Consider the following 25,727-nt stretch of genomic DNA (forward strand, 5'->3'; position numbering starts at 1 on the left):
CGACTGCGGTCGCCGGACCACCGGGTGCCCGAGCGGTCCGGTGCCGCGGGCCACACCGGCCCGCCGTACCGTCGCCTGGCCGGACCGCGCACCGACCCACCGCACCGCCGTCACCGTCGGTTCTTCGGGTCGATCGCCTCACGCATGGCCTCACCGAGCAGGGTGAAGCCGAGCGCGACCACGATGATCGCGAGCGCCGGATAGTAGGCCAGCTCGGGGCGGACCTCGAAGTAGCGCTGGCCGTCCACACCGAGCATCAGCCCCCACTCGGCCCGGTTGATGTCCGGGTCGCCGAGGCCGAGGAAGGACAGCGCCGCCGCGTCCAGGATCGCCACCGCGAAGGTCAGGGTGGCCTGCACGATCACCGCGGTCAACGAGTTGGGCAGCATGTGCCGCAGGACGATGTTGCGTTCCTTGACGCCCAACGCCCGCGCGGCGAGGACGTGGTCGCTCTCCCGCTGGGCCAGCATCGAGCCGCGCAGCAGCCGGGCGAAGATCGGCACGCTGACGATCGCCACCGCGAAGATGACCGTCCACTGGCTCGACCGGCTGGCCATCGCGACCAGGGTGATCGCCAGCAGCAGGCTGGGCAGCGCCAGCATCACGTCGGTGAGCCGCATCAGCACCACGTCGACCCAGCCGCCGAAGGCACCGGCGACCGCACCGAGCAGCACGCCGAGGGTGAGGCCGATCAGGGTGGCGAGCACGCCGACGAAGAGGGTCTGCCGGCTGCCGTGGATCATCCGGGAGAAGAAGTCCCGGCCGAGCGGGTCCGAGCCGAACGGGTGCCCGGCGGTGGCGCCCGGGATGCTGTCCACGGTCAGGTCGCGGGTCAGCTCGTCGAAGCGCTGCACCGGGTCGTGCGGAGCGATCAGCGGGGCGAAGATCGCCACCAGCACGAAGAGCCCGACGATGACGGCGCCGACGATGGCCACCGGGTTGCGGCGCAGCCGGCGCAGCGCGTCCCGGTAGAGGCTGACCCCACCCGGGTCCGCGGTGGCCCGCGCCAGCTCGTCCAGCCGGGCCCGCTTCCGGTCGCCCAGCCGGCCGATGCTGCGCTCCCTCCGGCCGACCGGGCCTTCGGCGGGCGTCCCGGTCGGGTTCTCGGCGGGCGTGTGGGCCGAGCCTTCGGCGGGCGTCCCGGTCGGGTTCTCACCGGAGGTGCCGGCCGGGCTGTCGCCGGCGCGGGGCTTGCCCACGCCGGGGCGGGTGGTCGGGTCGGTCATCGCACACGCACCCTCGGGTCGATGAAGGCGTAGGAGAGGTCGACCAGCAGGTTGACCAGCACGAAGACCAACGCGGCGAGCAGGATGATCGCCTGGAGCACCGGGTAGTCCCGGCCGCCGCTGATCGAGTCGGTGATCAGGGTGCCGAGGCCGCCCCAGTTGTAGACCTTCTCGGTGAGCACCGCGCCGGAGAGCAGCGCGCCGGTCTGCAGACCGATGGTGGTGACCACCGGCAGCAGGGCGTTGCGCAGAATGTGCCGACCCCGGATGGTGCGGTGCCGCAGACCCTTCGCCTCGGCGGTCCGTACGTAGTCCTCGTTGAGCACGTCGAGCACGCTGGCCCGGGTGATCCGGACGATCACCGCCAGCGGGATGGTGGCCAGCGTGATCGCCGGCAGGATCAGGTGCCAGAGCGCGTCGGCGCTGGCGTCGAACTCCCGGGTGAGCAGGCCGTCCAGGACGTAGAACCCGGTCACTGTGGTGTTGTCCACCCCGGTGCTGATCCGACCGGACGGCGGGAACCAGTGAATGTCCTGGGTGAGTACGTCCTTGAGCAGGTAGCCCAGGAAGAAGATGGGGATCGAGATGCCGAGCAGGGTGCCGGCGATCGTCAGGTTGTCGAGGAGTCGGCCCCGGTAGCGGGCGGCGAGGTAGCCCAGCGGCACGCCCAGACCGACCGCGATGATCATGGCGGCGGCGGCCAGTTCGATGGTGGCCGGGAAGGCGCGGGCGATGACGTCGGTCACCGGGTCACCGGAGCGGATCGAGTTGCCCAGGTCCCCGGTGAGGACCCGCTGCATGAACTTGCCGTACTGCACGAGGATCGGCTGGTCGTAACCGAGGGCCTTGATCAGCAGCGCCCGCCGCTCCGGGGTGGCCCGCTCGCCGAGCAGCGCCTCGACCGGCCCGCCGGGCAGGTTGCGCAACCAGACGAAGATCAGCGCGGACAGCGCTATCAGCGTCACCACCAGCTGCAGCAGGCGGCGGACTATGACTCGCAACATCTCTCACACACCAGACTCTCGATGTTCGCGGCATCGGCCCGGGCCGGCACTTGCTCCCGACCCGGGCCGATGCACGCCTACGGCGTCAGCCGACGGACGTCACTTGCTGACGCTGACCGTGTTGAACCGCTCGTCGGTCAACGGGCTGGCGGTCAGCCCCTGCACGTCCTTGGTGACGACGATGGCCGGCGGGGCGTGCCAGACCGGCACGGCCGGCAGCCACTTGGCGGCGATGTCGCGGTTGACCTGCTCCCAGGCCGCCTTCTTGCCCGCCTCGTCGACGGTGCCGTCGGCCTTGGTGATGGCCTCGAACATCTCGGTCATGGCCTGGTCGCCGAACTCGACCTTGCCCCGGCCGAAGAAGGTGCCGACGAAGTTGCCCGGGTCGTTGTAGTCACCGGTCCAGCCGAGGATGTGCAGGTCCTGCTTGCCGAACTGCTGCACGTCGTCCTTGAACCCACCGTTCCACGGACGCGGCACACCGTTGACCTTGATGCCGACGGCCTGCAGGTCGTTGGCGAGGACGGTGAAGATCTCCTGCGGGTTGGGCATGTACGGCCGGGAGACGTCCGGCGGGTAGTAGAAGTTGAGGGTCAGCCCCTCGGCGCCGGCGTCCTTGAGCAGCTGCTTGGCCTTGTCCGGGTTGTACTCGTACTTCTGCACGTCCGGGGCGTAGCCGAGCACGGTGTCCGGCATGAACTCGTCGGCGACCTTGGTGCCACCCGGGCCCTTGGTCTGCACGAGCTGCTGACGGTTGAGGGCGTAGGCGATGGCCTGGCGTACCCGCAGGTCCTTCAGCTTCGGGTTCTTCTGGTTGATGCCCAGGTAGAGGACGTTGAACGCCGGGCGGTCGAGGACCTGGAAGCCCTCACCGGAGAGCGCCTTGCGGTCGGCCGGGGCCGGGAAGTCGATGCCCTGGACGGTGCCCGCCCGCAGCTCCTGCTTACGGGTGTTCTCGTCCTTGATCACCTTGATGATGACCTTGTCGACCTTGGCCTTGTCACCCCAGTAGTCGGGGTTGCGGTTCAGGGTGATCTCGTTCTTGGCCTTGTCCCAGCCGCCGAACGTGAACGGGCCGGTGCCGACCGGGGTGGTGGTGGCGAACGAGCTGTACTCGAAGGAGTCGCCGTTCTGCTTGACCGTGTCGGCGTCGCCCTTCTTGAGGGCGTCCGGGCTGGCGATCGAGAGCGCGGTCAGCGCGAACGCGCCGGGGAACGCACCCTTGTACTGGTTCAGCGTGACGACTGCGGTGCCGTCGTCCTTCGCCTCACACTTGTTGTAGAGCGCCTGGCCGGCACCCTCGGCCTCGTTCTTGGCGAACCCGCCGAAGACGTCCTGGTAGTAGATCATCTGCGACTGGGCGGCGGCGCCCTTCATGTTGTACCAGCGGTCGAAGTTGTAGCAGACCGCGGCGGAGTTGAAGGGGGTACCGTCGTGGAACTTCACGCCCTGACGCAGCTTGAAGGTCCAGACCTTGCCGTCGGGGTCGTGCTCCCAGCTCTCGGCCAGGCCACCCACCAGGTCAGCCGTGCCCGGCTTGTGCTGGATCAGCGTGTCGTACATCTGCCGGACCGGCCGGAACGACTCACCGTCGTCGTTGAAGATCGGGTCGAAGTTCTTCGGGTCACCAGCACCGGCGAAGATGAAGGTGCCGCCCGTCTTGGCCTCGCCACTGCTGTCATCGCCGCGGTCACTCTCCGCACAGCCGGCCGCGCCGACCGCCAGGGCTGCAACGGCCACGAGGCTCACGGCCGTCCTTAGCCTTCTCGCCTGCATCTCTCACCTCTGTCATCCGCCTGAACAACGCCGGTCCATGGCTCGGTCCGTGAGCGGGAGGCTATGACACGACACACCGAAGCGGAACGGCCGTTAGTCAATCGCTATCAACCCGACACCAAGCGCAAGGTCTGACACCGCCGGATCTACCGACAAACAGGACTGTCACAGCGACGCCGCCGGGCAATGCCCGGAAATCGCCCGAACATCCGAAACCATGCCCGCCGCCGGTCACCCGCCGTCACATCGGCCCGCTCACCGCCCTTCACGGGGTACGACAGAGGCTGGTTCGACCGCCGAACGTCCGGTTCCCGGGGATCCGTGAGTCGGTTCGGTGTGGCCTGGGCGTTCTGGGGTCGGCGTCCCGTGACCGGCGGCACCCCCACGACGGAATCCGGGCCGGCCCGGCGGCGTTACACCCTCCGTACGACCGCAGCAGCAACCCCCGCTGCCAGGCCCGATGCCTCCGCCCCCGGCGGAATGACGGTGGGCCGGCGGTCGTTACACCTGGTCCGGTGCCGCGAGTCCCCCGCTCGTGCCGCCGCCGGCCTCCCCCTTCTGAGCGCCCCGTCGTGGTGCTTGCGTCGCGCCCCTCCCCCGGGGTGCGTCGCCAACCCCCGAATGGAGCTTTCCCATGAACACCACCATGCTGCGTAAGAGCGCCCTCGGTATCGCTGGTCTGGCCTTCGCCGGTGGCCTCGCCGCCGGCCCCATGAACCACGGTGCCCCCGGCACCGCCGCCCTGGACGCGAAGCCGGTCGCGGTGGCCGTGCAGGCCGACAAGCCCGACACCGGCAAGCTGATCCCGCACGGCACCCAGGGCGACCAGTCCCGCATCGACCTCACCGACGAGCAGACCGCCAACGTCAAGGCGATCATCGCCGCCACCAAGAAGTCCGGCCTCGACGAGCGCGCCGCCGTCATCTCCATCGGCACCGCCCTGCAGGAGTCCAAGCTGGAGAACCTCGGCCACCTCGGCGACCGCAACGACCACGACTCCCTCGGCCTGTTCCAGCAGCGTCCGTCCTCCGGCTGGGGCACCCCCGAGCAGATCACCGACCCGATCTACGCCACGATGGCCTTCCAGAAGGGCCTCAAGCAGGTCGACGGCTGGCAGGACATGCCGCTGACCGAGGCCGCGCAGACCGTGCAGGTCTCCGCCTACCCCGACGCCTACGCCCAGTGGGAGAAGCAGGCCGCCGACCTCGTCGCCGAGCACTGGAACAGCTGACCGCACCCGCGCCCTCGTAAGACAACGCTGGCCGGCACCCCACCCGGGGTGCCGGCCAGCGACATGTCGCAGTGGATCGTGGAGAGTCAGCGCCGGACCACCCGGGCACAGGGGTTTTCAGACCGCCCGGCGGCCCTCGAAGGCCCGGCCCAGGGTGATCTCGTCGGCGTACTCCAGGTCACCGCCGACCGGCAGGCCGCTGGCGAGGCGGGTGACCGCGATCCCCATCGGCTTGACCATCAACGCCAGGTACGTCGCGGTCGCCTCGCCCTCGGTGTTCGGGTCGGTGGCGAGGATCAGCTCACGGATCGTCCCCGCGCTGAGCCGGGTCATCAGCTCGCGGATACGCAGGTTGTCCGGGCCGATCCCCTCCAACGGGTTGATCGCCCCGCCGAGCACGTGGTAGCGGCCCCGGAACTCACCGGTCCGCTCGACCGCCACCACGTCCTTGGGCTCCTCGACCACGCAGATCACCTCGTCGGTGCGGCGCGGGTCGCGGCAGATCCGGCACTGCTCCGACTCGGCGACGTTGAAGCAGGTGGTGCAGAACCGGACCAGGTCCTTGACCTTGCGCAGCGCGCCGGCCAGCCGGTTGACGTCGGCCGGGTCCGCCGACAGGACGTGGAACGCGATCCGCTGGGCGCTCTTCGGGCCGACGCCCGGCAGCCGCCCCAACTCGTCGATCAGGTCCTGGATGGCACCCTCGTACATCTGCGGGTCAGAATCCGGGCAGGCCGAGGCCGCCCATGCCGCCGGCCACCGGGCCCATCTTCTTGTCGGTCAGCTCCTTGGCCGCCTCGGCAGCGTTGTGCAGGGCCGCGACGACCAGGTCTTCCAGGGTCTCGACGTCCTCCGGGTCGACCGCCTTCGGGTCGATCCTGATGCCCTTGATCTCACCGGAGCCGGAGACGGTCGCGGTGACCAGTCCACCGCCGGCGGTGCCGGTCAGCTCGGCCTCGGCCAACTCGGCCTGCGCCTTGGCGATCTGCTGCTGCATCTTCTGCGCCTGCTTCAGCATCTGCTGCATGTTCGGCTGTCCACCTGGGCGCACGGATGGCTCCTTCTCGCACTCGTCTGCTCGGCCGCGCCCAGCCTAGTCGGGGGCGACCGGTGGTCCGGTCCGGGGAACGGCGCGTCAGCGCGCGTCCACCTCGTCGATCTTCTCGGCGCCGAACGCCTCGCGGAGCAACTGCACCGCCTGCTCCTCGCTCGACTGCCGGGCGGTCCGCTCGTCGATCACCTCGTCCAGCGGTTCGTCACCCGGGTCGAACCCCTCGTAGGCGGGAGTGGTCCGGGTCGCGCCCGACGTCCCACCAGCACGGGTCGGGCCGTCGTAGTCCGGGTCGTAGGGCGGCTCGCCGGCCCACTCCGCGTCCGCGGTCTTGCGCCCCGCCGGCGCGGGCCGGGGCCCCTTACCCGCCGCAGCTGCCCGCGCCGCCGCGATGGCGCTGCTCACCGGCGCGCCACCGGTCCCGGCCGTCGGCGGCGGCGACGTCGTCGCCGGACCAGCCGGCCTGGGTACGGCGGGCGCAGCAGGCACCGCCGGGGCGGCTGCCGTCACGGTCGCCGTCGCACCACCCGGGCGGGCGGGTTCGGGCCACTCGTCGGAAGCGGTAGCGACGTTGGCGGCTCCACCGGGGCGGGCCGGTTCGGGCCAGCCCTCGTCGTCGTCCCCACCGACCGCACTGGTGGAGGTGGCCGGGGCGTCATCCGGCGCCCTGCCCACCTGGGCTACGGGTCCTCCCGATGGGCGCACCGCACCGCCGCCAGCCGGACCACCCTGGGCGGTCGCACCGGCCGAACCGGCGAAGCCGGCGATGGAGCCCGCGGAGCCCGTCGGGACGGTGGAGCCCGCAGAACCGGTCGGGACGGTGGAGTCTGCGGAGCCCGTCGGGGCGGTGGAGGCGGTCGGGGTACCGCCGGGCGAGCCGGCTGGACGAGCCGGGCCGGAGCCGGCCGGAGTTGGTGCGTTGACGGTGGTCGCACCACCGTTCGGGCCCCCACCACCGTTCGGGCCCGCTGCATGACTGCGCGGACCCACCGGACCGCTCGGGCCGGGGCCGCTCATTCCCGGGCCGCTCGCGCCCGGACCACCGCTCGCGCCCAGACCGGCCGGACCACCGCTCGGACCGGCCGGACCGCCGGTGGCGGGCTCGGCCGGCGCAGTGGGTGGGGCGGGAGCCGGTCGGGCCGGGCGGGAAGGAGCGACGGGTGACGCGCCACCCCGCTCGCCGGCCACCTCGCAGCGGATCTGCCAACGACCGCCGAACTCCTCGTACAGCGCCTCCAGGAGCAGATCCGGCTCGGCGGAGAGGGCCTGGGCATGGAACGGGTAGCGGAACGTGAGCAGGAGGGACTGTCCGTCCACCTCCCGGACGGTGGCCTCCCTCGCCCAGGCTGCCACCTTCTTGCTCTTCCGGCCGACCTTGCCGACGACGTCCGGCCACACCCGGCGCACCGCGACCGCGTCCAGGGCACCGGGTGCCGCGGCACCGGGTCGGGGCGGCTCGGGGGTGGCCGGGTCGGGCATCACCGCCGCGGGCGGCACCCGCCGGGCCACCGGGTCCGGGCCGTCCACGCCTGGGCCACCGGCCGTCGGGGCGGAGTCGTTCCGGGCAGAACCACCGGCCGTCGGGGCGGAGTCGTCCCGGGGCGGGCCGGCAGGGGCGGGTGGGGTGAAACCGGTGGGCCGGGAAATGGCCGCCGCGGCAGCAGCGCGGGCGGCAGCCGCCCCGGACAGGGCATCGACAGCCGCCGGCGGGCCGGCGGTCTGCGGGTCGGGCGCGGCGGCAGCCGCGGACGGGGCGGGAGGCTCCTGGCGTACCGCAGGAGTGTGGGTGGGGGGTGCGGAGCCGGCGGCGGCCGGCGGCAGCTCGCCGCCGCCCAGGGTGAGCCGGCGCTCCATCCGTTCCAGGCGCTGGAGCAGGGCGCCGGTGGAGTCGTCGACCCCGGGGAGCAGCATCCGGGCGCAGATCAGCTCCAGCAGCAGTCGGGGCGCGGTGGTGCCGCGCATGTCGACCAGGCCGTTGTGCACGATGTCGGCGCAGCGGGACAGGGTGGCCGGGCCGAGCCGCTGGGCCTGGGCGGCCATCCGCTCGATCTGGTCGGCCGGGCCGTCGATCAGGCCCTTGCCGGCGGCATCCGGCACCTGTTGGAGCACGATCAGGTCGCGCAGCCGTTCGAGCAGGTCGGAGGCGAACCGGCGCGAATCGTGCCCGGCCTCGGCCACCCGGTCGACGGTGGCGTACGCCGCCGCGCCGTCCCCGGCGGCCAGCGCGTCGCACATCTCGTCGATCAGTGCGGCGTCGGTGACGCCGAGCAGCGCGGCGGCCCGGGGATAGGTGACCCCCTCCGGGCCGGCGCCCGCGATGAGCTGGTCGAGCACGGAGAGGCTGTCCCGGGCGCTGCCGCCACCGGCGCGCACCACGAGCGGGAAGACCGCCGGATCGACCTTGACGCCCTCGGCCTGGGTGAGCTGCTCCAGGTACGGCCGGAGCAGCTTCGGCGGAATCAGCCGGAACGGGTAGTGGTGGGTCCGCGACTTGATCGTGCCGAGGACCTTCTCCGGCTCGGTCGTGGCGAAGATGAACTTGACGTACTCCGGGGGCTCCTCGACCAGCTTGAGCAGGGCATTGAAGCCGGCCGACGAGACCATGTGCGCCTCGTCGATGACATAGATCTTGAAGCGGCTCTGGGCCGGCGCGAAGAACGCCTTCTCGCGCAGCTCTCGGGCATCGTCGACACCACCGTGGCTGGCCGCGTCGATCTCGATGACGTCGATCGAGCCGGAGCCGTCGACGGCCAGCGACCGGCAGGAGGCGCACTGCCCGCACGGCTCCGGGGTGGGGCCTTGCTCGCAGTTGAGCGAGCGGGCCAGGATCCGGGCGCTGGAGGTCTTGCCGCAGCCCCGTGGACCGGAGAACAGGTAGGCGTGGTTGAGCCGCCCGCTGCGCAGCGCCTGCGACAACGGCTCGGTGACGTGCTCCTGGCCGATGATCTCGGCGAAGGTGCGCGGCCGGTACTTGCGGTAGAGCGCCAGCGTCACTCGCCCCGCCTCCTCTCGACCGAGCCATTCTGCGCCGGTCGGGCGCGGGTGACCACCCACCACCCCGTGACCCGACCCGCAGGTACGGTACCGGTGGGCGGAGACAAAAAGGCCTCCCGTGCACCCGGCAGAGCTCGCTTATCCTTGCTGCCTTCCGGCCCTGGGGAGGTTCACGAGATACCGCCGCACGGGAGGTAACGCCCACCCTACCCGACCCCCGGTGGATCTTCAGGGGGTGGTGGGGTGGCCCGGCGGGCGGGGACCTGTATCCTGGCTCGCGGAGGATTCGCCTAGAGGCCTAGGGCGCACGCTTGGAAAGCGTGTTGGGATAAAACCCTCACGAGTTCGAATCTCGTATCCTCCGCTCGTCTGAGCAGGAAAAACGACAGGGCCGGCCCCCACGGGGACCGGCCCTGAATCGTCTCTACCGTCACTCTCGTCTCAGTTGTCGTCTCACTTGCCCTGTTCCGGCTGCTCGGGCGGCGGCTTGGTGACCCTCTCCCCCGGCCCGGTCGGCGGGTCGCCCCAGAGCAGTCCGCCGAGCTGCTGCGCGATGTCCCGGCATACCTGGTCGGTCATGTGCTGGTAGCGGACGGCCATCGCCGAGTTCGACCAGCCCATGATGCCCATCACGGCGCGGCCGGAGACGCCCAGGACCAGGAGCGCGGTGGCGGCGGTGTGCCGGGCGTCGTGCAGCCGGCCGTCCCGCGCTGAACTGCGAGGCTGCAAGGTGGCCGGAGCGCGGCACACGCGATCTGTTCGGGATTACCTTGCACCTTCGGTGGATCTTGTTGTAGGTCGGCCGTTCGAAGCTGGACGAGTTCCTGTTGGCCCGCGCGTTGGCGCATGACTCGCCGCCGCCGTTGTTCCGGCCGGCGACCTGATCATCTCTCTGGGTTCAGTCTCCACGGTACGAGGAGAAGTACAGGGGCGGTCCCTGCCTCCTGGGTGCGCACGACGGCCTACGTCTCGTCGTCGGGTTGTCAGGCGTGGGAGTAGGCGCCTGTGTTGAGGTCGTCCAGGAGGGTGGGGCCGGTGGGTGTCCAGCCGAGGATTTCCTGGGTGCGAGTACTGGAGGCGGGGATGTCCATGCCGAAGAATCCGCCGATCCAGCCGAAGTGAGCTGGTGCGTTCTCGGCCGAGATGGAGTCGACGGGCAGGTCGAGCGCGTGGCCGATCGCCTCGGCGATCTGGCGTGTCGGGACTCCTTCCTCGGCGATCGCGTGCAGGAGCGAGCCCGCGGGTGCTTTCTCCAGTCCGAGGTGGACGAGGCGGGCGGCATCGGAGCGATGCACTGCGGGCCACCGGTTCGTACCGTCGCCGATGTAGCAGGCAACGCCCTTCTCCCGCGCGATACCGACGAGAGTGGTCATGAGGCCGTTGTCGCCCGCGCCGTGCGTGGTGGGGGCGAACCGCACCCCGACCACGTGCACGCCTCGGGCGAGGTAGTCCAGTGCGAGGTTCTCGCCGCCGCCGCGAGGGGTGTCGGGGCCGCGGAACGGGGAGGCATCGTCTTCGGTGGCGGGACGACCACCGCCGACCGGGATGATGCCCGAGGCGAACAGGAACGGCCGACCCGAACCTTCGAGGGTGTCCCCGATTGCCTCGATCGCGGCTCGTTCGGCCTTGTTCGAGACGGCGGGGTTGTCGAAGTCGTGCTTGTTGGCGAGATGAATCACGGCCTCCGCGTCCGCGGCGCCCGCGCGGATGCCGTCGAGGTCGTCGAGGTCGCCGCGCCGGACCGTGACGCCCATGGCCTCCAGAGCGGCGGCGGAGGTGTCGGAGCGGGCGAGGCCGACGACGTCGTGACCGGCCGCGAGCAGCTCGTCGACGGTGGCGGAGCCGATCCAGCCGGATGCCCCGGTGACGAAAACGCGCATGAGTGGATCTCCTTCTTGATGCCGGCAACCAACACCCCGCTGATGTCAGCCGCTGTCATCAGCGTAACGCATGATGTCAGCCGCTGTCATCAGTATGATCTCGCCATGGCGCGATGGGATCCAGGTGCGAGGCAGCGCCTACAGATGGCGGCACTGGAGCTCTATGTCCGACAAGGCTTCGAGAAGACGACCGTCGAAGAGATCGCCCAGAGCGTCGGCCTGACCGAGCGCACGTTCTTCCGTCACTTCGCCGACAAGCGCGAGGTGCTGTTCGACGGACAGGACATGCTGCAACAGGCATTCCTGGACGGCGTGCGCGCGGCCCCGCCGTCCGCGTCGCCACTGGAGATGGTCACCGCAGCCCTGGCCGTCTCGGCGGAGTCCTTCACCGACGAACGACGGCCCTGGTCACGTCAGCGCCACGCGGTCATCATGGCGAACCCCGGCCTACTGGAACGCGAGCTACTGAAGAGGGCATCGCTCGCGGCGGCGATAGCCGGCGCGTTGCGTGCGCGCGGCGTCGCCGAGCGAGCGGCCGTCCTCGCGGCGGAAACCGGCGTGACGGTTTTCAACGTGGCCTTCTCCGAGTGGATCGCCGAGGACGAACAGAGGTCACTAGCCGAGGTCGAGCGTGAGGTGCTGGAAGAACTGAAGGCACTGGCAGCTTGACATTCTTCGCCGCCGAAGCCCCGATGGCCGGCGACGACGCGCAGGATCAGTCGAACGGCGCAAGATCATGTGCAACCTGGATGAAACTCTCACGAGTTCGAATCTCGTATCCTCCGTGCTCTTGATCAGCAACAACGTCGAGGGTCGGCCCCGGTCGGGAGCCGGCCCTCCGTCGTCTCTGCGGACACCCCGGCCGAGGTCGCACCGCGCTATGCCCACGGCAGAACGGTCACCCCGGCCCCCGCACCGCCCCCTAGGGTTTCCGCAACAGCGGCCGGTCGGGTGGGGAGGCAGCGATGCGGGTCGTCTTCGTGCACGGGGCGTGCGTACGCGATGGGGCGTGGTGGTGGTCCCGGGTCGACTCGCTGCTCGCGGCCGGCGGGACGGCGAGCGTCGCGGTACGGCTACCGAGCTGCGGCGAGCTGTCGGACGCGCGCCGGCCGGCGGGGCTGGACGACGACGTCGAGGAGACCCGTCGGGTGTTGCGCGACGCCGGGTCGGCGATCCTCGTCGGCCACTCCTACGGCGGGGTGGTCGCCACTGCGGCGGCCGACGCCGGGGACGTCCGGCACCTCGTCTACGTCAGCTCGTTCCTGCCCGACGTGGGTGAGTCCCTGGCCGATCTCGGGCCCGCCGGACCCGCGCCCCACCTGGAGTTCTCCCCCGACGGCACGTTCGCGGCCCGGTCCGAGCTGGCCGCCCCGCTGTTCCTGCACGACTGTGACCCAGCGGCGGTGGACGGTGCGCTGGCCCGGCTGGTCCGGCAGGACGCCGCCGTGCTCACCACCCCGGTCCGCTACGCGGGCTGGCGCTCGACCCCGTCGACGGCGGTGGTCTGTGCCGGGGACCGGGCCACCCCGCCGGAGGTGCAGCGCGCCCAGGCGGCTCGGGCGGGGCGGACCGTGGAGCTGGCCACCGGGCACCATCCGATGCTCTCCCACCCGGACCTGCTCGCCGCGCTGCTGCAAAAGATCGCCGCCGCACACGACTGACGACGTATGCGCGGGACGCATACCGTTCATCGGCCGGGAAGGTGGAACGGTCCGATCCAGCGCCTTTCGAATCTCGTGTCCTCGGCTCGTCTGAGCAGCACCGACGCGAGGGTCGACGCTGATCGGGAGCCGACCTTTCGTCGTTCCCCGAAGCTGTGCCAGGACATGCCGAACAGGGCGGGCAGGAGGGTTCAGGCCCTGGGCGTCGTCTTCACCCAGCCCAGGAAGCGCTGGTACGTGGTGATCGGGTCGGGCGGCTCGGGGCAGATCCGGGTGAGGTCGGCCATCGCCTCCCGGAACAACTCGGCAAGGTCGACCGCGAGACTGACCCGCTCCCCCGCGTAGTCGGCGACCAGGTCGAGCCGAGCCCTCCCGCAGGGCCAGGGCAGCGCATCGGCGGTGCAGATCCAGAGGGGTCTGAGCGGCGCGTGTCTCTGCATGTCGCCTCCGAGATGGGGGCCGGACTTTCACGGCACCCCGGCCCGCTGGGAAGCTCCTCCACCGGGCCGGAGGCCATCTCTACCTCACCCCACCTGGCATACACTTGTCAATCAGCAAGTAGCGATAGTCAAGCTAACGCCGTGCTTACGGTCGAACGGTGAAGCGACCGCGCTTGTACGGACCGGGCGAACTGGCTGCCCTGTTCAACGTGTCGCGGCAACGGGTCCTACAGATCACCCGCAGGCCCGGCTTCCCTGAACCACTCGCCCGCCTGATCGGCACCACGGTCTGGGACGCGGACGAGGTGGACGAGTGGGCACGCCACCACCGCCCTCCCCGCCCGCCTGCGGAAGAGGACGAGTAGCCGCCCGACCCGTCGGACAGGGCCTTCACCGGAGGCAGCACACCGGCGCCGGCTGGCTCGGACTGGCCCAGGCGCAGCTCAGCCGGGTGGAGACCGGCGAACCGGTCGTGCACCTGGATCGGCTCGTCCGCTGGGCGCGTCTCCTCCAGGTGCCCGCTGCCCAGCTTGGTTCCGGCTTCCCGCGATGATCGGCCAGGGGCGGGCCGACGAAGCCTGCCCGGTGGTGGACCAGGCGATGGAGCAGACCACCGGACTCGGCTCGGCCGTGGTCGTCGGTCACCTTCGGCAGGTCGCTCTGCTGTTGCGCTCGCACGTCCGTCATTGCGCGGAGGTGCCGCCGCTACTGGACCGACTTCAGCACACATTCCGGGAGAGGAACTGGGTGGCCGCCCCGCTGCCGAACGCCTGACACCCGGCCACAATGGCTGTCATGGCCGATCAGCGCCCCCTCTACGAACGCGATCCGGAAGCCTGGCAGGCGCACCTGGCGGAAGGCAACGCGAAGCAGGCCCGGAAGCGGGTCGGTGCTGATGTGCTGCTCCGCAACGAGCGGGGTGACATCCTGTTGGTCGATCCCGCCTACAAGCCGGACTGGGACCTCCCGGGTGGAATGGCCGAGGCCAACGAGGCACCCCAGGTGGCAGCCGAGCGGGAACTGCACGAAGAACTGGGTCTACGGCGGCCCGCCGGCCGCCTGCTGGTCGTCGATTGGGTCGCGCCACACGGCCCCTGGGACGACAGCTTGATGTTCGTCTTCGACGGTGGGGTGCTCGATGACGGACCGACTCCGGCGGACGAGGAACTGCGCGGATGCGGTTTCTTCCCCGTCGACCAGGCCCGGACACTCCTGCGTCCCTACGTCTGGAGTCGACTCCGCCACGCCCTCGACGCGGCCGGGGACGGCCGCCCGCGTTACCTGACCAACGGCACGGGTCAGGAATCGGCATCCCGCGAGTGACCGTGGGCATCGACTAGAACCAGTACCGTACGGGCACTTACGGCGGCTCCGGATCCGTCGTACACATGTGCTATCCACAGGGTGTGGATGGCGGGGGGATCGGATGAGTTACCAGCTCAGCGCGGTCGTCGCGGATGTCGAGCTACTGCGTGAGCAGACCGCCGACCTGGATCACGCGGTGTTGGCCGCGCTCCGACAGGATTTCGCGCTGTTGCCGGTGACCCCGCAACTGGTCGAGGAGCTGACCGGCGCGCTGCCGGACTTCCACCCCGAGGAGCCGACCGCCGGGCAGCCGTTCGAGCTGATCCTCTCGCCGGCCCTGAATGGGCTGCTGGACCGGTGGTCGCGGCGGGGCCCGGTGGCATATCTGGAGGCGGAGTTCGCCGGGGGCCTCGGCCGACAGGCGTCGGCGGTCTGGCTGGGCGGCCGGTTGAGCTGGGGTCCGCGCTTCGACCGCGCCTTCACGCTGCCGCGCGAGGAGTGGCCGATCAACGCGGCGCTGGTCCGGCTCGGCGCGGAGCCGGGGCGGTGGCTCGACCCGTTCGCCGAGCTGGGTCTGCACCTGGAGCGGAACACCGCCGGTTGGCTGGCCCACGGCCGGCGCGGGCTGACCGCCGACTACTGGGACGAGCTGGCCGAGGAATGGGAAGGGCAGCAATTCCCGGCTGACCAGCAACCTGAACGCCCCGGTCCCGTTGGGGACTGGGGGATTCTATGAAATTGCGACAATTTGCCGTACTTGCGGCGTTACTGGTGGCTGCCTCGGCGTCGGGCAGCGGCACCCATCCATCGGGGCCCGATGTCCCGGCACAGCCGATCGGCGCCAGTCAGGTGGTCGGGCTGCACGGGCTGGCCGGCGCGGAGTTCGGTGCCAGCGAGACGGAGCTGACCCGACGCGGGGTGCTCCGCGCCGATGCCGACACCTGCGGCATGACGCTGGCCGGTCACGGGACGGCCAGCCCGATCTTCGTCGACGACCGGCTCGTGCTGCTCTGGCTCGACGATCCGATGAGCACCCCGGAGGGGATCACCGTCGGCACCCCCGTCGCGGAGGTGCTGACCCGCTACCCGTCGGCCGTCCGGCTGCGTGCGCCACCACGGACGTACCGGTTCGACGGGCTGCTCGCCCGCGACGGCGACCGGGGGTACCTCTTCCTGCACGACGGCACGGCCGTCCGGGAGATCATCGCCGGATACGCCGACTGGGCCCGCCGCCTCTTCGACGAGGGGCACAGCCCCTGCTGAGCCCACGCTGCCGACCAGCCGAGTATCCGATGGCTCATGATCGACCACCGTGGAATCATCTGCTCGCCCGCGCAGCGGCGCGGCAGCTCACGGGGGAGTCATGGTGAAAACGTTCCTGTCCACACGACCGCACCGCCGACCGGGCCCGGTCGCGAGGTGGATGGCGATCAGCGCCACCATCGTCGCCACCGTCCTGATCGGACCGGCGGCCACCCTGGCGGCCGGCCCGACGACCGGCAACACCGCCACCGGTGTACGGCAACCAGCGCTGACACCTGCCCCCGCGCCGGCCGCACCAGCTTCCGTGCCCGCTGCGTCAGCTTCCGTGCCCGCCGTGTCAGCCCCTGCCGCGCGGGGAACCGCACCGGTCGGACCGGGACCGGTGTCGGGGCACCCCGGGACGGTGTCGACCACCCTGGGCGGGCCGGCCGGGCCTCCGGTGACCAACGGGCGACCGGCCACCGAGGCGGTCCGGGCGACCGAGCCACCGGTACGGGCCTTCTCCCGCACCGCGCCACCGAAGGCGCCCCGACCCGGGCGCACCTGCGGTGGGGTCCTGCCGCTGGGCGCGGTGGTGACGTGCGCGTCGATCGTCGACGCGCAACAGCACCGGTGGACGGTCACCACCTCCGCCGACCAGGACGTCCTGGTCACCCAGCTCACCCGGGGCAGCGGCGACCACACCCAGGGCTGGGTCACCGACGCAGGCGGCGCGCATGTCTGCTGGTTCGGCATCGACTCGGGCAGTTGCCAGCTCGGGCCGGCCGGCACCTACGCGATCACCGTGAAGTTGCCGCACCCGACGGGCAGCGGCAACTACACCCTGGCCGTCGAGTCCACCCGGACGCCGTCGATGTGTCAGGACCTGCCCGAGTCGTTCTTCTCCTTCGCCTCCCCCGGGGTCACCGGCACCCTGGCGGCGGGCACGGCGGCGCACTGCTTCCGCTTCGACCAGCCGGTGCACTCGGTGCTGCGGACGTACGACCCGGGTGGGGCGCCCGACGTGCTGGGCCAGGTCCTCGACGCCAACTACCAGCCGTTGTGCGAGGTGCGGTACGTCGACCGGTGCGCCCTGGACCAGCCCGGCCCCTACCGGCTGTTCCTGCGGGAGCAGTACGGCACCGCGAGCGCGTACACCCTCCGGATGCCCCGGCTGTCGCACCCGGTCGGCTGCCCGGCCGTGCCGCTGGCCCCGTTCGGTGATCCCGGCGCGGCCGTCGGCAGCGGGACGGTGAGCCAGCGCGAGGAGGTGGGCTGCCACGCGGTCACCACCCCCGCCGCCGGTCCGCTGCTGATCCGGCTCAACCAGTACCACGACCAGTACCTCTCCTGGACGATGTACGACGCGGCCGGCGACCAGGTCTGCTCCGAGTACGACCCGGACCGTGGTTGCCCCGTCCCGGCCGCCGGGTCGTACACCCTGCTGATGCTCAACCGGAACGACTTCGGCACCGAGATCAACTATCAGGTGGCGGTGACCCGCCTCGACCGCACCGACGGCTGCGCCCCGGCCACCGGCACGTCCTGGGACCAGGCCGCCCTCCCACTGCACCAGACCTCCCAGGTGCAGACCAACTGCCAGCCCTTCACCGGCACGGCCGGCCAGCGCATGGTCACCTACACCGCGCCCGACAGCTACAACGACGCCTGGTCCTGGCTGGTCGACGCCGCCGGCACGGCGATCTGCACCGAGTCGTCGGATGAGGACGGCTGTGTGCTGCCCGCCGCCGGCACCTACCGGGTGATCACGTACCTGAGCTGGTGGCAGGCCGACAGCACCGACCTGACGTACCGGTTGCAGGTGCGCCGGCTCTCCGACCCGGCCGGCTGCCCGACGATCACGCCCGGCAGCTACCAGGCCGCGCCCGCCGGGGCCCTGGGCGGCATCCGCTGCCGGATCCTCGACCTGCCCGCCGCCGGCACCTACCGGGTCAAGGCGATGACCTCCGACAACTACCGGCGGTACGGCAACGTCTATGACAGCACCGGGCACAAGCTCTGCACCGGCATCTCCTGCGAGGTGCCGGCGGCGGGGAGGTACACCCTGGTCCTCGACGGCAGCATGACCCGCACGGTGATCGACAACGACGCCCAGCATGCCTTCGCGCTGCTGCCCTGGCAGGTCACCGGCTGCCCGACCGTCTCTGACACCGGCTGGCGGGAGGCGCCGCACCGGGGAACCTTCCAGTACGCCGCCGAGTACCACTGCCTGCGGCTGCCCAGCCCGGCCGGGGCCCGGGTCGTCGGGCTGCTGCCGGGGGACGCGACGGAGGCGACCACGCCGGAGATGAGCGTGGTCGACGCGACCGGTGACGAGGTGTGCGACTCCTACTCGCTGCGCCAGTACGCCTGCGAGCTGACCGGTCCGGGACCGCACTCGGTGCTGCTGAACGCCGAGGACGGCTACCCCACCACCTCGTACGCCCTCGGGATCGCCCGGGTGGACGGCCCGCCGGCCTGCCCGGTGCTGGCCGACGACGCGGCGGGGTCCACGGTGACCACGGGCGCGGACCGCTTCGCGGTGTGCCTCTCCGTGCCGGCCGGTCGGCACACCGCCCGGGAGAGCTTCACCTGGACCCGGACCGCCGGTACCGGTGACGCACGGCTGTCGATCTTCGACAGTCAGGGCATCCGCTACTGCGGCCCGAGCGGTTACTCGGTGGGGCGGACGATCACCTGCACGCTGCCGGCCGGCCCGGTCACCGTGCTGTTGGAGTCGGACGCGGTCGCCGCGACCTATCGGCTGACCCACGCGCCTGCGCCGTGACCTGCGGTGGGCCGGCCCACTCCGGTCGGCCCACTCCGGTCGGCCCACCGCACCGCGCAGAAACGGAACGCCCGGTGCGATCCTCGCGGATCGACCGGGCGTTCTCGCTGTTCACGAGCGGTGGCGGCGGGATTTGAACCCGCGGAGGGCGTAAACCCTCACACGCTTTCGAGGCGTGCTCCTTAGGCCACTCGGACACGCCACCGCCGACGAGGGTACAGGAACCCGGGTTCGGATGCCGCACCGGTATCGCTCCGGTCGGCCTGGCAGGATCTTTGCCATGAGTACGCACATCGGCGCGAAGCCGGGCGAGATCGCCGAGCGGGTCCTGATGCCGGGCGACCCGCTGCGGGCCAAGTGGATCGCGGAGACCTACCTCGAGGACGCCACGTGCTACTCGACGGTGCGGGGCATGCTGGGCTTCACCGGGCGCTGGAACGGCGTCGAGGTCTCCGTCCAGGGTTCCGGCATGGGGATGCCGTCCGCCTCCATCTACGCCCACGAGCTGATCAACGAGTACGGCGCGAAGACCCTGATCCGGGTCGGCTCCTGCGGCGCGCTCACCGAGGACCTCCAGCTGCGGGACGTGGTCGCGGCGATCGGGTCGTCGACCGACTCGAACATGAACCGGATGCGCTTCGACGGGCTGATCGACTACGCCCCGGTCGCCGACTTCGGGCTGCTGCGTACCTCGGTCGAGGTGGCCGAGCGGCGCGGCATCACCGTGCACGTCGGGCCGATCCTCGCCGCCGACGCCTTCTACACCGACCGGCCGGACCTGTACGACACCCTCGCCGACTACGGGGTGCTGGCGGTGGAGATGGAGTCGGCCGCCCTCTACACGATCGCCGCCCGGTTCAAGGCCCGCGCCCTGACCCTGCTGACGGTCAGCGACCACATCAAGACCGGCGAGAAGACCACCGCGCAGGAGCGCGAGCAGACCTTCGGCCAGATGGTGGAGATCGCCCTGGACACCGCCGTCACCTCCTGACCGGGAGACGGCTCGCAAGGGGGCCGATGTTGCGCTATCGCCTGGGGCGGAAAGCGCAATATCGGCCCCCTTGAGTCGATCAACGGGATAGCGACTCGATGAGGGGCGATTCGGGGAGCGGGGTCAGCGGAAGAAGGCGCGCAGGAGGGTGGCGTTCTCGGCGGCCAGGACGCCGGCATAGACCTCGGGGCGGTGGTTGAGGCGGCGGTCGCGCAGAACGTCCCAGAGGGAGCCGGCGGCACCGGTCTTGGGCTCCCAGGCACCGAAGACGACGGTCGAGATCCGGGCCAGCACCAGTGCGCCCGCGCACATCGTGCACGGCTCCAGGGTCACCACCAGTGTGCAGTCGTCCAGCCGCCACCGACCCAGCCGCGCGGCGGCCCGGCGCAACGCCAGCACCTCGGCGTGCGCGGTCGGGTCCCCGGTCAGCTCACGTTCGTTGCGGCCGACGGCCAGTTCGGTGCCGTCCGGGCCGTAGACCACCGCCCCCACCGGCACGTCCTCCACCGCCCCGCCGCCCCGGCCCACCCCGGTCGACTCCCCGGAGCCAGGCCCACCAAGACCAGGCCCGGCGGAACCGGGCTCCCCGGAACCGGGCCCGCCGGAACCAGGCCCAACAGAACCAGGCTGGCCAGAACCGGGCTCGCCGGAGCCGCTGGCGGAGAGCGGTGCCGGGCCGGTGGCGGCGATCTCCAGCGCGCGGCGCATCCACCGCTCGTGCCGTTGCCGGCGGCCGGTGGGACCGGGGTCGATCAGCGGCGCCGGATCGCCGGCGTCGGGTGGGGCCGAAGGTCGGTCAGACCTCACGCAGCTCCTCGACCTCGTCGGCGCAGCCGAGCACCTGGCACACCCCGGCGGTCACGTCGGCGGGGAGCATGCCCTCGTGGGCGCAGAGCGTGAGCAGACGTTGGGCGGAGATGCCCAGGTCGGCGAGGATGTCGGCGTCGCCCACCGGGTCCGCCTCCGGGTCCACGACCGGTTGTTCGCTCTCCTCGTCGCCACCGCCGGCGGTGGCCGACGGCGGTTCGTCGACGTCGTCGAGGCCGGTGACGGAGGTCTTGAGGTCACCGACGAGCAGCGCGCCCAGCCGGGACTCCTCCGCGAACGCCGAGTCGGAGCCGAAGACCCGCAGGTCCTCCCCCTCGTCGAGGCGCAGCAGCACCAGGTACGCATCGTCGGCCTCGACGAAGAGCAGCGACACCTCGGCGTCCGGTTCGACATCGCGCAGCCGGTCGGCGACCTCGTCGATGTCGGTGGCACCTCGCAGGTTCACCTCGGCGGCGTTCCAGCCCCCCTCGTCGCGCACCACGGCAGCAGCGAAGTACGACATGGTTCCCCCCAAAAAGAACTCGGCACAGCCGACCGTTACGCGTGCACGTTAACCGGTCGGATCGGCAGCAGACCGGTCAACGCCCCGAAGGGCGGGCCGATCCGGGAAAAGTTCGTCAGCCGGCGACGCGACGACGGGTGGCGATCAGTTGGCGCAGCCGCTCGGTACGTTCCCGCTGCGGCCGTACCCGCTGGTGTACCGCACGGGCTCCCGCCAGCTCGGCGAGAATCTGGAGGCGGCGACGGCTCCGCTCGGAGTCGAGCCGCGGGGTGTTCCAGGCCATACCGAAGAGCGTCCCCAGTCACAGCGGGTACGTCAAGATGGTGCGGCAAACGAAGCCACGCAACGACGCAGAGTCACCACATCGGCCAGTCCGCGCTGACCGCCCACCGCACCACGACGATCCCGAACGCGATGCTCCAGCCGCCGGCGGTGACGATCGCGACGCCGGTGCCGACCCCCCGGTCGCCGTAACGGACCAGGGCCAGCGCGGCGAGCCAGGCGAGCGCACCGGCGATCACCGTCCACCAGGCGTAGCCGGCGACGTCCCGGCCGAGCAGGCCGAAGAGCACCAGCCAGGCGGCGGCGAGCGCGCCGCCCGAGGCCACGGCGGCGCCGGTGACCGGATGCGGTTCCCGCCAGGTCGGCCGCCGGGGCGGCCCGGAGGGAAAGAGACCCGAGGCGGCGTACGGGACGTGGCCCGCAACGGGTCCGGGCTGGTAGTTCGTCGTCACTGCTCCCCCTCCGGCCGGGACGGACCCCGCGGCACCCCACCGGGGGCGACTGGTCGAAACGGACCGGCCGACCCGCGCCACGGAGCCGTCGGGTGGCCACCTGTCGGCCGGGTGCTGCTGTCGGTGCGACCTCCACCGTAGCCGTCTGTCAGGATGTCCGAATGTCCCTGCTGCGACCCGACCGACGTCGCACCCGTCCGGCGTACCCCGCGCTGCTGGTCGTGGCGGCGTTGCTCGGCGGCTGCGGGGCGGACCAGCCGGCCGCGCCCCCGGTCTGGGACGCTCCGACGGCGGTCGCGACCGGCGACCAGCCGGCGGTGCCGACGACCCCGACGGGCACGCCGTCGGCCACCCCGGGGGCCGGGACGCCGTCGACCACGCCGGACCCGGCCGCCCTGCGCCGGGTCTTTCCGGTACGCGCGGGCAACGTCGCCTACCACCCGACGCACTCGGGTTACCCGGGCACGGACATCTTCGCCGACTGCGGGGAGCCGGTGGTGGCGGTCACCGACGGGACGGTCCTGGAGGTGAGCCGGGTGGACCGGTTCGACAAGAAGGGGCCGCTGGGGCCGTACAACGGTGGTCTGTCGGTGTCGTTGCTGGGCGACGACGGGGTGCGGTACTACGGGTCGCACCTGAGCGCGATCAGCGCGGGGATCGACGCGGGGGTCCGGGTGTCCGCCGGCCGGAAGCTCGGCGAGGTGGGCCGCACGGGCAACGCGAACAACGTCTGCCACCTGCACTTCGGGCTCTCGCCGAAGTGCACCGGGCACGACGACTGGTGGATCCGGCGGGGCGTGGTGTGGCCGGCGAAGTATCTGGACTCGTGGCGGGGCAAGGGCAACCGGTCCCCGGTCGCGGCGGTGACCGCGTGGGAACGCGAGCACGGCTGCCCCCGCGCCCCGCGTGGCTCCTCGGGCACGGGCTGACCGACCGCACGACGGCCGCGTCATCGGTCGTACGCATTGACGTAGGTATTACCCGTCGGTTAACGTCCCGAATGAGAGAGCGCTCTCTGGAATAACTAACCTCCCGAATTCCGACGTACCGCGTGCAGTTGGCCGTCCCGACGGTCCCGCGCGGAGGAGGCACGATGACACCTCCCGTCCCCCGGCGCCGCGCCCCCTGGGTGCTCGCCGCCACCACCGCGCTGGCCGTCCTCGTCGGCGGCCTCACCCTCACCACCGCCGGCACCCCCGCCGAGGCGGCCACCGTCGGCGCCGGCAGCTACACCACCGACCCGGTCGGCCCGCTGCCCAGCGGCTGCGGCGCGCTGTCCACCAACCCCCGCCAGTTCGCCACCGCCAACGCCCCCGCCGGGCCGGTGCCCACCAACGACTGGTGGTCGTCGCTGCTGTGGAAGAAGACGAACTGCTCCTACAGCGAACCGCTGCACGCCCACCCGGTGTCCTACCAGCCGTTCAGCGACGGGCTCGGCTTCTCGGCGCCGTCCACCGCCACCGTCACCGGCACCTCGACCGGGGTGGGCGAGTTCAAGTACACCTACACCGAGGACATCCGGGTCGGGGTGGCCGCGCTCGGCGCACCGGTGGTCAAGGTCGACGACTGGACCGACTGGACGGTCACCCCGTACTGGAGTGACGGGGCGCGGACCCTGCGCGCCACCATCGGCCACGGACTGCCGTTCGCCTACTTCCAGGCCAGCGGCGGGGACGCCCAGATCAACCCGACCGGTGGCGCGGCCACCGTCTGGTCCCACAGCGGCGGCACCATCGGCTTCACCGTCCGGGGCCACGACTACGTCGGGTACGCCCCGACCGGGGCGAGCTGGACCGTCGTCAACGGACGGATCACCTCCACCCTGGCCGGCAAGGGCTACTTCTCGATCGCCCTGCTGCCGCCCACCGCCGACGCCACCGCCCGCGCCACCCTGGCCAGCAGCTACGGCCGGTACGCCCACGCGCACGTCACCGGCACCCGGGTCGACTACACCTACGACCCGGCGACCAGCGCGGTGAACACCACGTACTCGTTCACCACCACCGCCCGGGAGGGCACCGCCACCCAGACCGTGGTCAGCCTCTACCCGCACCAGTGGAAGTCGCTCGCCGGCAGCACCCCGCTCACCCAGACCTATCCGTCGGCGCGCGGCCGGATGAAGGTGCTGACCGGGGTCGCCTCCTACCGCACCACGATGAAGTTCCACGGCGTCCTGCCCGAGGTGCCCGCCGTGGCCACCGGGTCCGGCACCGACCTGGCCCAGCTCAAGGAGCAGCTCGCCGCCGTCCGGGGCAACCCGATGGACCAGCGCGGCGGGGACACCTACTGGACCGGCAAGGGCCTCGGTCGGGCCTCCCGGATCGCCGAGATCGCCGACCAGGTCGGTGACACCGAGACCCGCAACGCGGCGCTCAACGCCATCCGCAGCACCCTGACCGACTGGTTCACCGCCACCCCCGGCAAGACCGCCAAGGTCTTCTACTACGACCGCAACTGGGGCACCCTGATCGGCTACCCGGCGTCGTACGGGTCCGACCAGGAACTCAACGACCACCACTTCCACTACGGGTACTTCGTCGCGGCGGCGGCGACGCTTGCCAAGTTCGACCCGACGTGGGCCACGCAGAGCCAGTACGGCGGCATGGTCGACCTGCTCATCCGGGACGCCAACAACTACCAGCGGGCCGACACCCGCTTCCCCTACCTGCGGGACTTCGACATCTACGCCGGGCACGACTGGGCCGCCGGGCACGGGTCGTTCAACGCCGGCAACAACCAGGAGTCCTCGTCCGAGGGGATGAACTTCGCCAACGCCCTGATCCAGTGGGGGCAGGCCACCGGCAACACCGCCGTCCGCGACGCCGGCGTGTTCATCTACACCACCCAGGCCGCCGCCATCCAGGAGTACTGGTTCGACGTCGACAACGAGAACTACCCGGAGACGTTCGGGCACTCCACCGTCGGCATGGTCTGGGGCGACGGTGGCGCGTACGCGACCTGGTTCAGCGCCGAACCGGAGATGATCCAGGGCATCAACATGCTCCCCGTCACCGGCGGTCACCTCTACCTCGGCTACCGGCCGGCCTACAACAAGGCCAACTACGCCGAACTGGTCCGCAACAACGGCGGTGAACCCACCGTGTGGCAGGACATCCACTGGCAGTTCCTGGCCCTCGGTGATCCGGACGCGGCGCTGGCCAAGCTGCGGGCCAATCCCGGCTACACCCCGGAGGAGGGCGAGAGCCGAGCGCACACCTTCCACTGGATCCGCAACCTCGCCGCGCTCGGCCAGGTCGACACCACGGTCACCGCCAGCCATCCGCTGGCCGCCGTGTTCAGTCGCAACGGTGCCCGCACCTACGTGGCCAGCAACATCACCGCCGCGCCGTTGACGGTGCGTTTCTCCGACGGGACCAACCTCACGGTGGCCGCCGGGAAGACCGCCACCACCGGGGCGTACACCTGGAGTGGCGGCAACGCGGCCGGCGGCACCAACCCGAGCCCCACGCCGACCACGTCCCCGACCACGTCGCCCACCCCGTCCCCGACCGGGCCGTCGCCGACCCCGACCCCGACCAGCCCGACCCCGCCGCCGACCACCCCGCCGGCCGGCTCGCCGACCAGGTTCCTGCTGCCCGGGGGCGGGCTCGGGGCGGCCGGCAGCGCGACGACGACCACGGTGGCCGGCACCGGGGGCGCCAACCACGACGGCACCCCGAGCAACCCGGTGGTCTTCACCGCGACCCGGCTCAACCTGACCTACGCCGGGGGGCAGACCGGGTTCGACCTGTTCCTCGACGCCGGCCAGTCGGTCGGCAACGGGGTGCAGGCCCGGGTCTCCTACGACCTGACCGGTGACGGCTCCTTCGACCGGGTGGAGACCTACCGCTACTTCGCCACCGATCCGGTCCCCGGCTACGAGCACTACACGCAGAACGCCGGCCTGCACTCCGCCACCGGCACGCTGGGCAACCTCTCCGGCGGCACGGTCAAGGTGGAGGTCTGGTCGGCGATCGGCGTCAGCTCGTCCACCCTCGGCATCGGCAACCAGTCGGTGGTGAAGCTGCCGTACTCCTGATCCGGTCCCCGCTGTCCACACCCCGCGCCGCCGGT

Annotated in this window: 24 protein-coding genes, 2 tRNA genes, 1 other RNA gene and 1 pseudogene; 13 read left to right on the forward strand and 15 right to left on the reverse strand. The window is 71.3% G+C overall.

All coding sequences use genetic code 11. The annotated features are described in order from the left end of the window. Positions 1-110: 110 nt before the first annotated feature. The 3 genes from ACQP1S_RS30255 to ACQP1S_RS30265 form a co-directional block, all read right to left on the reverse strand. On the reverse strand, positions 111-1,226 hold the full coding sequence (locus ACQP1S_RS30255; RefSeq protein ID WP_432901332.1) for an ABC transporter permease: 1,116 nt from the start codon (positions 1,224-1,226) through the stop codon (positions 111-113). Beyond that, complete coding sequence (locus tag ACQP1S_RS30260) at positions 1,223-2,230, reverse strand: ABC transporter permease (protein WP_432901334.1); 1,008 nt, start codon at positions 2,228-2,230, stop codon at positions 1,223-1,225. Before ACQP1S_RS30260 ends, ACQP1S_RS30255 begins: the two co-directional genes overlap by 4 nt. A gap of 99 nt (positions 2,231-2,329) precedes the next feature. Beyond that, positions 2,330-4,006 carry an ABC transporter substrate-binding protein gene (locus ACQP1S_RS30265; protein WP_432901337.1) on the reverse strand — a complete coding sequence of 559 codons (1,677 nt, stop codon included), beginning with the start codon at positions 4,004-4,006 and terminating at the stop codon, positions 2,330-2,332. Positions 4,007-4,640: 634 nt separating this feature from the next. On the opposite strand from ACQP1S_RS30265, the gene ACQP1S_RS30270 reads away from it, so the two are divergent. After that, positions 4,641-5,237, forward strand: a complete 597-nt coding sequence (locus ACQP1S_RS30270; protein WP_432901339.1) for a hypothetical protein — start codon at positions 4,641-4,643, stop codon at positions 5,235-5,237. 117 nt (positions 5,238-5,354) lie between these two features. Here ACQP1S_RS30270 and recR read toward each other — a convergent pair whose 3' ends face one another. The 4 genes from recR to ffs all read right to left on the reverse strand — a co-directional run bounded on the left by recR (position 5,355) and on the right by ffs (position 9,479). Continuing rightward, positions 5,355-5,948: a recombination mediator RecR gene (gene recR / locus ACQP1S_RS30275; protein WP_091247817.1), complete on the reverse strand. Its 594-nt coding sequence runs from the start codon at positions 5,946-5,948 to the stop codon at positions 5,355-5,357. Positions 5,949-5,955: 7 nt separating this feature from the next. Continuing rightward, on the reverse strand, positions 5,956-6,264 hold the full coding sequence (locus ACQP1S_RS30280) for a YbaB/EbfC family nucleoid-associated protein (RefSeq protein ID WP_218108246.1): 309 nt from the start codon (positions 6,262-6,264) through the stop codon (positions 5,956-5,958). A 108-nt stretch (positions 6,265-6,372) separates the two neighbouring features. After that, positions 6,373-9,282: a DNA polymerase III subunit gamma and tau gene (locus ACQP1S_RS30285; protein ID WP_432901342.1), complete on the reverse strand. Its 2,910-nt coding sequence runs from the start codon at positions 9,280-9,282 to the stop codon at positions 6,373-6,375. A gap of 107 nt (positions 9,283-9,389) precedes the next feature. Beyond that, an RNA gene (gene ffs / locus ACQP1S_RS30290) (signal recognition particle sRNA small type) lies at positions 9,390-9,479 on the reverse strand. 82 nt (positions 9,480-9,561) lie between these two features. On the opposite strand from ffs, the gene ACQP1S_RS30295 reads away from it, so the two are divergent. Then, positions 9,562-9,646: transfer RNA gene (locus ACQP1S_RS30295), tRNA-Ser, on the forward strand. A gap of 89 nt (positions 9,647-9,735) precedes the next feature. On the opposite strand, the pseudogene ACQP1S_RS30300 reads toward ACQP1S_RS30295, so the two are convergent. Further along, a pseudogene (locus tag ACQP1S_RS30300) lies at positions 9,736-9,993 on the reverse strand (tyrosine-type recombinase/integrase); the annotation flags it as partial. Between the two features lie 272 nt (positions 9,994-10,265). After that, positions 10,266-11,162, reverse strand: coding sequence for an SDR family oxidoreductase (locus ACQP1S_RS30305; protein ID WP_432901344.1), 897 nt, complete (start codon positions 11,160-11,162; stop codon positions 10,266-10,268). Between the two features lie 144 nt (positions 11,163-11,306). Between ACQP1S_RS30305 and ACQP1S_RS30310 the strand changes: the two genes are divergently transcribed. Together ACQP1S_RS30310 and ACQP1S_RS30315 are read left to right on the forward strand one after the other, a co-directional pair. Next, positions 11,307-11,831 (forward strand): TetR/AcrR family transcriptional regulator, encoded by a 525-nt coding sequence (locus ACQP1S_RS30310; protein WP_432901346.1) that lies wholly within the window; start codon positions 11,307-11,309, stop codon positions 11,829-11,831. A 296-nt stretch (positions 11,832-12,127) separates the two neighbouring features. Further along, positions 12,128-12,823 carry an alpha/beta fold hydrolase gene (locus ACQP1S_RS30315; protein ID WP_432901348.1) on the forward strand — a complete coding sequence of 232 codons (696 nt, stop codon included), beginning with the start codon at positions 12,128-12,130 and terminating at the stop codon, positions 12,821-12,823. A gap of 191 nt (positions 12,824-13,014) precedes the next feature. Here ACQP1S_RS30315 and ACQP1S_RS30320 read toward each other — a convergent pair whose 3' ends face one another. After that, entirely contained in the window at positions 13,015-13,263 is a 249-nt protein-coding gene (locus tag ACQP1S_RS30320) for a flavin reductase (protein ID WP_432901350.1), read from the reverse strand. 158 nt (positions 13,264-13,421) lie between these two features. Between ACQP1S_RS30320 and ACQP1S_RS30325 the strand changes: the two genes are divergently transcribed. The 6 genes from ACQP1S_RS30325 to ACQP1S_RS30350 all read left to right on the forward strand — a co-directional run bounded on the left by ACQP1S_RS30325 (position 13,422) and on the right by ACQP1S_RS30350 (position 18,598). After that, on the forward strand, positions 13,422-13,628 hold the full coding sequence (locus ACQP1S_RS30325; protein WP_432901352.1) for a helix-turn-helix transcriptional regulator: 207 nt from the start codon (positions 13,422-13,424) through the stop codon (positions 13,626-13,628). Positions 13,629-13,812: 184 nt separating this feature from the next. Continuing rightward, positions 13,813-14,037, forward strand: coding sequence for a hypothetical protein (locus tag ACQP1S_RS30330; protein WP_432901354.1), 225 nt, complete (start codon positions 13,813-13,815; stop codon positions 14,035-14,037). Positions 14,038-14,058: 21 nt separating this feature from the next. Next, on the forward strand, positions 14,059-14,586 hold the full coding sequence (locus tag ACQP1S_RS30335) for an NUDIX domain-containing protein (protein WP_432901356.1): 528 nt from the start codon (positions 14,059-14,061) through the stop codon (positions 14,584-14,586). Between the two features lie 103 nt (positions 14,587-14,689). Next, positions 14,690-15,304, forward strand: a complete 615-nt coding sequence (locus tag ACQP1S_RS30340; protein WP_432901358.1) for a hypothetical protein — start codon at positions 14,690-14,692, stop codon at positions 15,302-15,304. A 32-nt stretch (positions 15,305-15,336) separates the two neighbouring features. Next, positions 15,337-15,831 carry a hypothetical protein gene (locus ACQP1S_RS30345; RefSeq protein WP_425413172.1) on the forward strand — a complete coding sequence of 165 codons (495 nt, stop codon included), beginning with the start codon at positions 15,337-15,339 and terminating at the stop codon, positions 15,829-15,831. Between the two features lie 403 nt (positions 15,832-16,234). Continuing rightward, on the forward strand, positions 16,235-18,598 hold the full coding sequence (locus ACQP1S_RS30350; RefSeq protein WP_432901360.1) for a hypothetical protein: 2,364 nt from the start codon (positions 16,235-16,237) through the stop codon (positions 18,596-18,598). 118 nt (positions 18,599-18,716) lie between these two features. Here the strand turns inward: ACQP1S_RS30350 and ACQP1S_RS30355 are convergent. Then, positions 18,717-18,803: transfer RNA gene (locus ACQP1S_RS30355), tRNA-Ser, on the reverse strand. 75 nt (positions 18,804-18,878) lie between these two features. Between ACQP1S_RS30355 and deoD the strand changes: the two genes are divergently transcribed. Beyond that, positions 18,879-19,589 carry a purine-nucleoside phosphorylase gene (deoD, locus tag ACQP1S_RS30360; RefSeq protein WP_363666367.1) on the forward strand — a complete coding sequence of 237 codons (711 nt, stop codon included), beginning with the start codon at positions 18,879-18,881 and terminating at the stop codon, positions 19,587-19,589. Between the two features lie 123 nt (positions 19,590-19,712). Here deoD and ACQP1S_RS30365 read toward each other — a convergent pair whose 3' ends face one another. The 4 genes from ACQP1S_RS30365 to ACQP1S_RS30380 all read right to left on the reverse strand — a co-directional run bounded on the left by ACQP1S_RS30365 (position 19,713) and on the right by ACQP1S_RS30380 (position 21,653). Further along, complete coding sequence (locus ACQP1S_RS30365) at positions 19,713-20,297, reverse strand: nucleoside deaminase (RefSeq protein ID WP_432908444.1); 585 nt, start codon at positions 20,295-20,297, stop codon at positions 19,713-19,715. Between the two features lie 88 nt (positions 20,298-20,385). Further along, positions 20,386-20,919 (reverse strand): tRNA adenosine deaminase-associated protein, encoded by a 534-nt coding sequence (locus ACQP1S_RS30370; protein WP_363666369.1) that lies wholly within the window; start codon positions 20,917-20,919, stop codon positions 20,386-20,388. Between the two features lie 115 nt (positions 20,920-21,034). Next, positions 21,035-21,202: a hypothetical protein gene (locus tag ACQP1S_RS30375; RefSeq protein WP_176739050.1), complete on the reverse strand. Its 168-nt coding sequence runs from the start codon at positions 21,200-21,202 to the stop codon at positions 21,035-21,037. A gap of 73 nt (positions 21,203-21,275) precedes the next feature. Next, positions 21,276-21,653: a hypothetical protein gene (locus ACQP1S_RS30380; protein WP_432901363.1), complete on the reverse strand. Its 378-nt coding sequence runs from the start codon at positions 21,651-21,653 to the stop codon at positions 21,276-21,278. Between the two features lie 161 nt (positions 21,654-21,814). Here ACQP1S_RS30380 and ACQP1S_RS30385 point away from each other — a divergent pair, with 161 nt between their 5' ends. Both ACQP1S_RS30385 and ACQP1S_RS30390 read left to right on the forward strand, forming a co-directional pair. Then, entirely contained in the window at positions 21,815-22,582 is a 768-nt protein-coding gene (locus ACQP1S_RS30385) for a M23 family metallopeptidase (protein ID WP_432901364.1), read from the forward strand. Positions 22,583-22,746: 164 nt separating this feature from the next. Further along, complete coding sequence (locus ACQP1S_RS30390; RefSeq protein WP_432901366.1) at positions 22,747-25,692, forward strand: glycosyl hydrolase; 2,946 nt, start codon at positions 22,747-22,749, stop codon at positions 25,690-25,692. The last annotated feature ends 35 nt before the right edge of the window (positions 25,693-25,727 follow it).

The organism is Micromonospora matsumotoense, assembly GCF_050951065.1.
Lineage (GTDB): Bacteria > Actinomycetota > Actinomycetes > Mycobacteriales > Micromonosporaceae > Micromonospora > Micromonospora matsumotoensis.

Bases quoted from the DNA above. Each gene is read 5' to 3' on its own strand.
- ACQP1S_RS30255 (WP_432901332.1), bottom strand. From the start codon at position 1,226: ATGACCGACCCGACCACCCGCCCCGGCGTGGGCAAGCCCCGCGCCGGC.
- ACQP1S_RS30260 (WP_432901334.1), bottom strand. From the start codon at position 2,230: ATGTTGCGAGTCATAGTCCGCCGCCTGCTGCAGCTGGTGGTGACGCTG.
- ACQP1S_RS30265 (WP_432901337.1), bottom strand. From the start codon at position 4,006: ATGCAGGCGAGAAGGCTAAGGACGGCCGTGAGCCTCGTGGCCGTTGCA.
- ACQP1S_RS30270 (WP_432901339.1), top strand. From the start codon at position 4,641: ATGAACACCACCATGCTGCGTAAGAGCGCCCTCGGTATCGCTGGTCTG.
- recR (WP_091247817.1), bottom strand. From the start codon at position 5,948: ATGTACGAGGGTGCCATCCAGGACCTGATCGACGAGTTGGGGCGGCTG.
- ACQP1S_RS30280 (WP_218108246.1), bottom strand. From the start codon at position 6,264: ATGCAGCAGATGCTGAAGCAGGCGCAGAAGATGCAGCAGCAGATCGCC.
- ACQP1S_RS30305 (WP_432901344.1), bottom strand. From the start codon at position 11,162: ATGCGCGTTTTCGTCACCGGGGCATCCGGCTGGATCGGCTCCGCCACC.
- ACQP1S_RS30310 (WP_432901346.1), top strand. From the start codon at position 11,307: ATGGCGGCACTGGAGCTCTATGTCCGACAAGGCTTCGAGAAGACGACC.
- ACQP1S_RS30315 (WP_432901348.1), top strand. From the start codon at position 12,128: ATGCGGGTCGTCTTCGTGCACGGGGCGTGCGTACGCGATGGGGCGTGG.
- ACQP1S_RS30320 (WP_432901350.1), bottom strand. From the start codon at position 13,263: ATGCAGAGACACGCGCCGCTCAGACCCCTCTGGATCTGCACCGCCGAT.
- ACQP1S_RS30330 (WP_432901354.1), top strand. From the start codon at position 13,813: ATGATCGGCCAGGGGCGGGCCGACGAAGCCTGCCCGGTGGTGGACCAG.
- ACQP1S_RS30335 (WP_432901356.1), top strand. From the start codon at position 14,059: ATGGCCGATCAGCGCCCCCTCTACGAACGCGATCCGGAAGCCTGGCAG.
- ACQP1S_RS30340 (WP_432901358.1), top strand. From the start codon at position 14,690: ATGAGTTACCAGCTCAGCGCGGTCGTCGCGGATGTCGAGCTACTGCGT.
- deoD (WP_363666367.1), top strand. From the start codon at position 18,879: ATGAGTACGCACATCGGCGCGAAGCCGGGCGAGATCGCCGAGCGGGTC.
- ACQP1S_RS30365 (WP_432908444.1), bottom strand. From the start codon at position 20,297: ATGCGCCGCGCGCTGGAGATCGCCGCCACCGGCCCGGCACCGCTCTCC.
- ACQP1S_RS30370 (WP_363666369.1), bottom strand. From the start codon at position 20,919: ATGTCGTACTTCGCTGCTGCCGTGGTGCGCGACGAGGGGGGCTGGAAC.
- ACQP1S_RS30375 (WP_176739050.1), bottom strand. From the start codon at position 21,202: ATGGCCTGGAACACCCCGCGGCTCGACTCCGAGCGGAGCCGTCGCCGC.
- ACQP1S_RS30385 (WP_432901364.1), top strand. From the start codon at position 21,815: ATGTCCCTGCTGCGACCCGACCGACGTCGCACCCGTCCGGCGTACCCC.
- ACQP1S_RS30390 (WP_432901366.1), top strand. From the start codon at position 22,747: ATGACACCTCCCGTCCCCCGGCGCCGCGCCCCCTGGGTGCTCGCCGCC.